Source organism: Thiolapillus sp. (assembly GCF_048562965.1).
Lineage (GTDB): Bacteria > Pseudomonadota > Gammaproteobacteria > Chromatiales > Chromatiaceae > Thiolapillus > Thiolapillus brandeum_A.
In genome coordinates this window covers 1-665 of record NZ_JBHNMF010001375.1, presented here as the reverse complement: position 1 = coordinate 665, position 665 = coordinate 1, and the positions used below count along the sequence as shown (strand labels likewise).

1 pseudogene is annotated in these 665 nt (G+C 49.6%); it reads right to left on the bottom strand.

The features are described from left to right. Positions 1 to 665: pseudogene (locus ACOCD2_RS24410) on the bottom strand (BREX system P-loop protein BrxC); the annotation flags it as partial.

The following is a 665-nucleotide window of genomic DNA, read 5'->3' as shown; positions in this document are numbered from 1 at the left end:
CTTCTGGGAACAGAGATGAACTGCACTTCGGGCTCCATCATCTCTGCAGCACCAACCAATACCGTATCGAAACGGGATGGCATGGCTGCAACGCGATCTGCCAGGGCGCTCAAACTGATTCGGCTCAAGGTATCCAGAATTTCTTTGGTACTCCCAACCTGGATATCGGGTTTACTGGCAATGGTCAGGTGTTGGGCACTCAACAGGCTATTGCGTTGCTCAGGTTCCAATTGGGCCCAGTTTTCATCTGTTTCCAATCGCTGCATGCCTTGTTGGTGCTGGGTATCGTAACTGGCCTTGAGTTCATTCAGCTCATCCCGCAACAATTGAGTCAGGCTACCGATCAGCGGCTGAATAGGATCAGGTTCATCCAAAAGTTGGCGTTGCTGCTCAATTTGCTCAACTTGGCTAATGATAATTTCTGCGTCAGGCAGATCCTCCGCGTGGGCAGACAGTACCTTTAGTTGATTCCATTCAGGCCATCGTTGACTGATTTGTTCACTCAGCGTAGACCAGTTTTCGATGGCTTGTTTCAGTTCATCTCTACGGTTATACAATGCCAGCAATTGTTCATTGCCTGCGCTAAGCCGGATATCTTCGAGCATTTTAGTATCTGGTGTCACCGGTTTGGGCGCATCCCCTCCTGCTTTATCAGCAAGATCCAG